Annotated in this window: 8 protein-coding genes; 5 read left to right on the top strand and 3 right to left on the bottom strand. The window is 69.9% G+C overall.

Going from position 1 to position 6,710, the window contains the following annotated elements:
• Positions 1-27: 27 nt before the first annotated feature.
• Together AB0878_RS33525 and AB0878_RS33530 are read left to right on the top strand one after the other, a co-directional pair.
• Positions 28-783 carry an SDR family oxidoreductase gene (locus AB0878_RS33525; RefSeq protein ID WP_366584215.1) on the top strand — a complete coding sequence of 252 codons (756 nt, stop codon included), beginning with the start codon at positions 28-30 and terminating at the stop codon, positions 781-783.
• Positions 784-843: 60 nt separating this feature from the next.
• On the top strand, positions 844-2,568 hold the full coding sequence (locus tag AB0878_RS33530; protein ID WP_366584216.1) for an FAD-dependent oxidoreductase: 1,725 nt from the start codon (positions 844-846) through the stop codon (positions 2,566-2,568).
• A 36-nt stretch (positions 2,569-2,604) separates the two neighbouring features.
• On the opposite strand, the gene AB0878_RS33535 is transcribed toward AB0878_RS33530, so the two are convergent.
• The gene (locus AB0878_RS33535; protein WP_366584217.1) at positions 2,605-2,934 is read right to left on the bottom strand and encodes a cupin domain-containing protein; all 330 of its coding nucleotides are present in this window, start codon (positions 2,932-2,934) and stop codon (positions 2,605-2,607) included.
• A 49-nt stretch (positions 2,935-2,983) separates the two neighbouring features.
• Entirely contained in the window at positions 2,984-3,418 is a 435-nt protein-coding gene (locus AB0878_RS33540; protein ID WP_366584218.1) for a cupin domain-containing protein, read from the bottom strand.
• A gap of 235 nt (positions 3,419-3,653) precedes the next feature.
• Between AB0878_RS33540 and AB0878_RS33545 the strand changes: the two genes are divergently transcribed.
• The 3 genes from AB0878_RS33545 to AB0878_RS33555 all read left to right on the top strand — a co-directional run bounded on the left by AB0878_RS33545 (position 3,654) and on the right by AB0878_RS33555 (position 6,452).
• A complete protein-coding gene (locus AB0878_RS33545; RefSeq protein WP_366584219.1) occupies positions 3,654-4,433 on the top strand; it encodes an IclR family transcriptional regulator in 780 nt (259 codons plus the stop codon).
• Between the two features lie 114 nt (positions 4,434-4,547).
• Positions 4,548-5,573, top strand: coding sequence for a LacI family DNA-binding transcriptional regulator (locus AB0878_RS33550; protein ID WP_366584220.1), 1,026 nt, complete (start codon positions 4,548-4,550; stop codon positions 5,571-5,573).
• 105 nt (positions 5,574-5,678) lie between these two features.
• Positions 5,679-6,452, top strand: coding sequence for an SDR family oxidoreductase (locus AB0878_RS33555; RefSeq protein WP_366584221.1), 774 nt, complete (start codon positions 5,679-5,681; stop codon positions 6,450-6,452).
• 13 nt (positions 6,453-6,465) lie between these two features.
• On the opposite strand, the gene AB0878_RS33560 is transcribed toward AB0878_RS33555, so the two are convergent.
• Positions 6,466-6,710: integrase core domain-containing protein (locus AB0878_RS33560; protein WP_366584222.1), on the bottom strand; the 245-nt coding region annotated here is incomplete at its 5' end.

Genomic DNA, 6,710 nt, shown 5'->3' on the forward strand with positions numbered 1-6,710 from the left:
CCGGGGACACCCAGCGAAAGGCGCATCATGAGGATTGTCGTCATCGGCGGTACCGGCCTGATCGGCTCGCGGGTCGTGAGCCTGCTGAAGGAGCACGGCCACGAGGCGGTACCGGCGTCGCCCAACTCCGGGGTCAACACCGTGACCGGCGAAGGCGTCAAGGAAGTGCTGCAGGGCGCCGACGTGGTGGTGGACGTGTCGAACTCGCCGTCGTTCGCCGACGACGACGTGATGGCGTTCTTCCGCGCCGCCACCACGAACCTGACCGGCGCCGCCAAGGACGCGGGCGTCGGCCACTACGTCGCGCTGTCGGTGATCGGCAGCGACCGCCTGCCCGAGTCGGGCTACCTGCGCGCGAAGGTCGCCCAGGAGGAGCTGATCAAGGACTCCGGCCTGCCCTACTCCATCGTGCGGGCCACGCAGTTCTTCGAGTTCGTCGGCGCGATCGCCGACGGCGGCACCGAGGGCAACGTCGTCAAGCTCCCCGACGCGGGCATCCAGCCGATCGCGGCGTCCGAAGTTTCCGGCGCCGTCGCGAAGGTCGCCGCCGGGACGCCGCTCAACGGCATGACCGAGATCGGCGGTCCCGAGGTCTTCACGATGGAGAGCTGGGTGCGCGAGGCCCTGGCCTTCCGCAACGACCCGCGTGAGGTCACCGTCGACCCCGAGGCCCGCTACTTCGGCGAGAAGCCGGGCCCGAAGGGCCTCCTGCCCGACGAGGGGGCCCAGCTCGGGCAGATCAAGTTCGCGGACTGGCTCCCGGCCAACCCGCCCAGGAAGTGATTCCTCGCGCGGGTGGTCCCGTTCCGGTGCCACCCGCGCATCCCGTCAGGAGGTAACCCGATGACAGAACAGCAGGTCGCGACGTCGGTACTGGTGATCGGCACGGGCGGATCCGGGTTGCGCGCCGCGATCGAGCTGGCCGAGCGGGGTGTGGACGTGCTCGTGGTCGGCAAGCGGGCCAAAGGCGACGCCCACACCACGCTGGCCGCCGGCGGCATCAACGCCGCACTGTCCACGATGGACCCCGAGGACAGCTGGCAGCAGCACGCCGCCGACACGATCAAGGAGAGCTACCTCCTGGCGCACCCCGACACGGTGCGGGTCGTCACGCAGAACGCCGCGCGTGGCATCGAGGACCTCGAACGCTGGGGCATGCCGTTCGCCCGCGAGGCCGACGGCCGCATCTCCCAACGGTTCTTCGGTGCGCACACCTACCGGCGCACCGCGTTCGCGGGTGACTACACCGGGCTGGAGATCCAGCGCACGCTCGTGAACCGCGCGGCGCAGCTCGACGTGCGGATGCTCGAGAACGTCTACATCACGCGGATCCTGGTGCAGGACAACGTGGTCTTCGGCGCGTACGGTTTCGACCTCGACGACGGCACCCGGTACGTGATCCACGCCGACGCGGTGATCCTGGCCGCCGGTGGGCACACGCGCATCTGGCGCCGCACGTCTTCGCGGCGCGACGAGAACACCGGCGACTCGTTCCGCCTCGCCGTGCTGGCCGGCGGCCGCATCCGCGACCCCGAGCTCGTGCAGTTCCACCCGTCCGGGTTGCTGGAGCCGGAAAACGCGGCGGGCACGCTCGTGTCCGAAGCCGCCCGCGGTGAGGGCGGCCAGCTGCGCAACGCGTTGGGCGAGCGGTTCATGGCGCGCTACGACCCCGAGCGGATGGAACTGTCCACTCGTGACCGCGTGGCGCTGGCCGCGTACACCGAGATCAAGGCGGGCCGCGGCACGCCGAACGGTGGCGTGTGGCTCGACGTGTCGCACCTGCCGCGCGAGACGATCATGCAGCGACTGCCACGCGTGTACCAGACGTTGCTGGAACTGCAGATGCTGGACATCACGAAGAGCCCGATCGAAATCGCGCCCACCGCGCACTATTCGATGGGTGGCGTCTGGGTGCGCTCGGCCGACCACGGCACGGGTGTCGAAGGCCTGTACGCGATCGGCGAGGCCGCGAGCGGTCTGCACGGCGCCAACCGACTCGGCGGCAACTCGCTGATCGAGCTGCTGGTGTACGGCCGGATCGTCGGCGAGGCCGCGGCGGAGTACTCGGCTGCTCTTTCCGCGCAACGACGTTCCGCCGGCGCGCTGGCGGAGGCTCGCGGTGAGGTCGACGAGCTGCTGGCGGCCGACGGCCCGGAGAACGTCCGGGCCCTGCAGCGTTCCCTGCGCAACACGATGACCGAGCACGCGGGTGTCGTGCGCGACGAGGAGGGTCTGCTCGCGGGACTGTCCGAACTGGACGCGCTCGAGGGGCGGATGAAGAACGTCGGGGTCCACCCGGACCTGGCCGGGTTCCAGGATCTCGCGCACGCGTTCGACCTGAAGTCCTCGGCGCTGGCCTGCCGGGCGACACTCGAGGCGGCGGTGGAGCGGCGCGAGACTCGGGGTTGCCACAACCGTTCTGACTACCCGGAGCTGGACGAGTCGATGCGGGTGAACCTCGTGTGGTCCGGGCCCGGGCGGATCGAGCGGGAAGCGTTGCCGCCGGTGCCTCCGGAGATCGCCGCGTTGACGCGGGAGGTTTCCTCGGAAGGGAAGCTGGTCGAGTGAACCGAGGGGCTCTCCCTGACCGGGAGAGCCCCTTCTTCATCGGGGTCGCACGACGTTGGTGAACAGGATCGCCACGTCGGTCTCGGCTTCGAGGCGGTGCCTTCGCTCGGGGAGCACGAGGAAGTCGCCGGGTGCCGCGCTTCGGCTTTCGGCGCCGGTGACCAGGCGGAGGTGGCCGAGCAGAACAAGCACGGTGGTCTCGCCGCCGGGGTGTTCGTGTTCGTGCAGGTGTTCGCCGGCGCGCAACGCCATCACGGTCTGGCGCAGGGCGTGCTCGTGTCCACCGTGGACGGTCACGGCGCTGCGCCCGGAGGACGCCTGCGCCGCGAGTCCGGCGTGGGTCTCGGCGAGGGTGATCAGGTTCATGGTGCTCCTTGCCGAGGGGGCCGGCTTTCGGGCCGGCCCCCGTTCCGGGTCACGGGCGGGGCGCTCGCAGGTGCTTGCGCTGCTCCAGTTCCTCGTCGCTCACCGGGATGAGCATCGGCTGTCCCGGTGCGCAGAACATCGTGACGACGAACTGGGACTCGGCGTCGTCGAGGTTGTTGCCGTCCTGGTAGTGGATCACGTCGAAACCGGGCTCCCAGAACGCTTCCCCGGCCTTCACGACGCGCTCCGGGTCGCCTTCGAGCTCGAAGACGATCTCGCCCTTGAGTACGTACCCGAACGCCGGACCCGAGTGCCGGTGCGGTGGCGCCCCGTCGCTGCCCGGCGGCAGCGTGACCAGGATGGTCATCGGCACGGCCCCTTCGGGCGCCGCCGGTGCTCCCTCCGCGGTCGCCACCAGCTCGATCTTCGGCGGCGGCGCGCTCGACTTGGGGTTCGGCAGGTGGTGCGAATGTTCCACGCTCATGAGCTTCCTTCACGGACCTGGTGTCGGTTGTCCTTCCGTGAGCTGAGACAAGACGCGGGCGCGATCTGTGACAGCGCCACCGCTCCTTGTGGTTTTCCGGCCGGGAATGGTGCGATGGGGACCATCTGCCGTGCGGGAACGAACACCCGGCGGTGATCGGCGAACATTCCGCTGGTGTCCGGCAGAGCCGGACGCTCGCCAGCCGAAACGCGGGCACCCGACCTATCGTGGCCGGATGGATGAAACGCGTGGTGGCGTGGCGTCGGTGGTGAAGGCCTGCAAGGTGCTGCGCGCCTTCTCGCCCACGGTGGGTGTCCTGTCGGTCCGGCAGGTCTCGGCCCGCGCGGACATCCCGCGCAGCACCGCCCACGAGCTGTGCCGCACCCTCGTCGCCGAGGGGATGCTGGAGGATTCGGGCAACGGTTACCAGCTCGGCCCGCTGCTGCTGGAGCTCGCCGGCCAGATCATCGAACGCACCGGCCTCGTCCGCGCGACCGAGGGCATCCTCGACCGCCTGGTCCGCGCGCCCGAACAGGAGGCGCACCTGGGCCAGCTCACGCAGGGCTGGGTCGTCTACCTCGACCGCAACGCCAGTACCTGCAAGGTCCCGATGCACAACCGCGTCGGCCAGCGCGCGCCCGCGCACCTCACCGGGTGCGGCAAGGCGGCGCTGTCGTGGCTGCCGTTCGACAAGGTCGTGGCCCACGTCGAGAAGTGCTGCGCGGAGAGCTCGACGCCGCCGCCCGACCTCGACGAGCTCGAAGCCGAGCTCATCCGCGCCCGCCGGGACGGGTTCCTGGTGTCGAAGTCGTTCCAGAAGGACCGGATGTCCGTGGCCGCGGCGATCTTCGACGCGTCGGGCCACTCGGTCGGCGGCGTCTCGCTGGCCGGGCCCGCGACGATGTTCACCACGGCGGTCGTGGCGTCGGCCCGCTCGTCGGTGACCAACGCGGCCGGCCTGATCAGCGCGCGGCTCATCAACGAGTCGGCCCGCTGGGCGAGTACGTCGCGCTGACCGCAATCGTCTGCAGGATAATCGGCGACACCCGCGCCCGATTGCGGCAAGACCGGCGCGAGAATCGCACCTGAAATCGGCGGGCCGCGCGGCTCCTCTGCGTATACTGCCGTCGTGCGAAGAGCGACCTTGAAGGACGTGGCCGCGCGCGCCGGGGTCCACGTCGCGACCGCGTCGAGGGCCCTCAACGAGACCAGCCGCCACCTGGTGAACAGCGCGACGCTCGACCGTGTGCTCCGGGCCGCCACCGAACTCGGCTACTCCGGCAACCTCAGCGCCCGCACGCTCCGCACCGCCCGGTCGATGGCGATCGGCATCCTGCTGCCGGACCTGACCAACCCGATCTTCCCGCCGATCGTGCGCGGCGCCGAGGACATCCTGCGCGAACGCGGCTACAGCACGTGGATCGCCAACACCGACGACGATCCGAAGATCACGGCCGCGTCGATCGACGCGTTCCTCTCCCGCGGCGTCGACGGGTTCATCTCGGCGGGGTCGCGCCTGCACGACGACACGGCCGAGCAGATGGCCGGCCAGGGGCACCCGCTCGTGCTGGTCAACCGCACCGTCGACCGCCGCGACATCCCGTCGGTCACGGCCGACGACGACCACGGCGTCCGCCTCGCGCTCAGCCATTTCGTGGAGCTGGGCCACCGCAAGATCATCCACCTGGCGGGCCCGCAGGACCTGTCGACCGGTGTGCACCGCAAGCGCGCGTTCGTGCAGGGCCTCGCCGACCACGGCCTCGACCGCGAACCCGAACGCGTGGCGCAGTGCGACGCGTGGTCGCAACGCGAGGGGCACCGTGTCCTCAGTGGACTCCTGCGCGACGAGAAGATCGAGTTCACCGCGATCGTCGCCGGAAACGACCTGATCGCCCTCGGCTGTTACGACGCGTTGCGCGAACACGGGATGACCTGCCCGCACGACGTGAGCATCATCGGGTTCAACGACACCCCGTTCATGGACCACGTTTCCCCGCCGATGACGACGATCCGCATTCCGCAGTACGACTTGGGCCGCGAAGCCGCCAAACTTCTCGTCGACAACCTGGAAAACCCCGACCAGGGGCCGCGGTCGATCGTGCTGCCGGTGGAACTGGTCAACCGGCGTTCCACGGCGCCTTTGCGCGTGAACTGACTTTCTCATTGTGAACGATTGCAGCCGAGCATTCGGCGGCTCTCGGCTTGGCGCCCTGTCTAGGATTCTCCCGAGAAGCACGACCGAAGCCCGAAGGAGTCTCCGATGGACCTGCTGTTGCGCGGCAAGACGGCGCTCGTCACCGGTGCGAGCCGCGGGATCGGGCTGGCGGTGACGCGGGCGCTCGTCGAGGAGGGCGTTCAGGTTGTCGCGGCGGCGCGCAACGTCGACGGGGATCTCAAGGACCTGCCCGTCGAGACCGTGGCGGTCGACCTCGGCACCCCGGACGGCGCGGCGCGGGTGGTCGAGGAGGCCGTGGCGCGGGTGGGCGGGATCGACATCCTGGTCAACAACGTCGGCGCCGTGCGGCCCCGGCCCGACGGCTTCACGTCCGTGACGGACGAAGACTGGCTGGCGACACTGAACCTCGACTTCATGTCGGCCGTGCGCACCACGCGGGCGGCGCTGCCGTCGCTGCTGGAGCGGACCGGCGCGATCGTCACGGTGTGCTCGGTCAACGCGACCCTGCCCGACCCGCTGGTGATCGACTACAGCGCGGCGAAGGCGGCGTGCCTCAGCTTTTTCAAGTCCCTGTCGAAGGAAGTCGGCGCGCGCGGCGTCCGCGTGAACACGGTCAGTCCCGGCCCGGTCGCCACGGACCTGTGGCTGGGCAAGGGCGGCGTCGCCGAGACGGTCGGGGGCGCGGTGGGTGCGGAGCCCGGCAACGTCGCGGCGAAGGCGGCCGCCGACTCCGTGACCGGGCGGTTCACGCGGCCCGAGGAGGTCGCGGACCTGGTGACCTTCTTGGCCGGCGGTCGCGTCGGCAACCTCACGGGCGCCGACATCATCCTCGACGGTGGCCTGACGCAGACGATCTAGATGTATTCGGCCGTCAGGTTGGTGGCAGTCGGCTGGTGGGTGGATGCCCGCCGAGTGCGCTGTGGCGGCGTTGAGTGTTGTAGTGCTGGAGCCAGGGTGCAAGGGCTGCGGTGCGGTCGGTGTTGCTGGTGAAGGCCTGGCGGTAGGCCCATTCGGTTTGCAGGGTCCGGTTGAGGCGTTCGACTTTGCCGTTCTGCCAGGGGCAGTGCGGTTTGATGAACTTTTGCCGGATGCCGTGGCGGGCGCAGATCTCGCGTA

The sequence above is a fragment of the Amycolatopsis sp. NPDC047767 genome (assembly GCF_040704195.1).
Classification (GTDB): Bacteria; Actinomycetota; Actinomycetes; order Mycobacteriales; family Pseudonocardiaceae; genus Amycolatopsis.

Coding starts and splice junctions, on each gene's coding strand:
- AB0878_RS33540 (WP_366584218.1), bottom strand. CDS start 3,418: ATGAGCGTGGAACATTCGCACCACCTGCCGAACCCCAAGTCGAGCGCG.
- AB0878_RS33545 (WP_366584219.1), top strand. CDS start 3,654: ATGGATGAAACGCGTGGTGGCGTGGCGTCGGTGGTGAAGGCCTGCAAG.
- AB0878_RS33530 (WP_366584216.1), top strand. CDS start 844: ATGACAGAACAGCAGGTCGCGACGTCGGTACTGGTGATCGGCACGGGC.
- AB0878_RS33535 (WP_366584217.1), bottom strand. CDS start 2,934: ATGAACCTGATCACCCTCGCCGAGACCCACGCCGGACTCGCGGCGCAG.
- AB0878_RS33555 (WP_366584221.1), top strand. CDS start 5,679: ATGGACCTGCTGTTGCGCGGCAAGACGGCGCTCGTCACCGGTGCGAGC.
- AB0878_RS33525 (WP_366584215.1), top strand. CDS start 28: ATGAGGATTGTCGTCATCGGCGGTACCGGCCTGATCGGCTCGCGGGTC.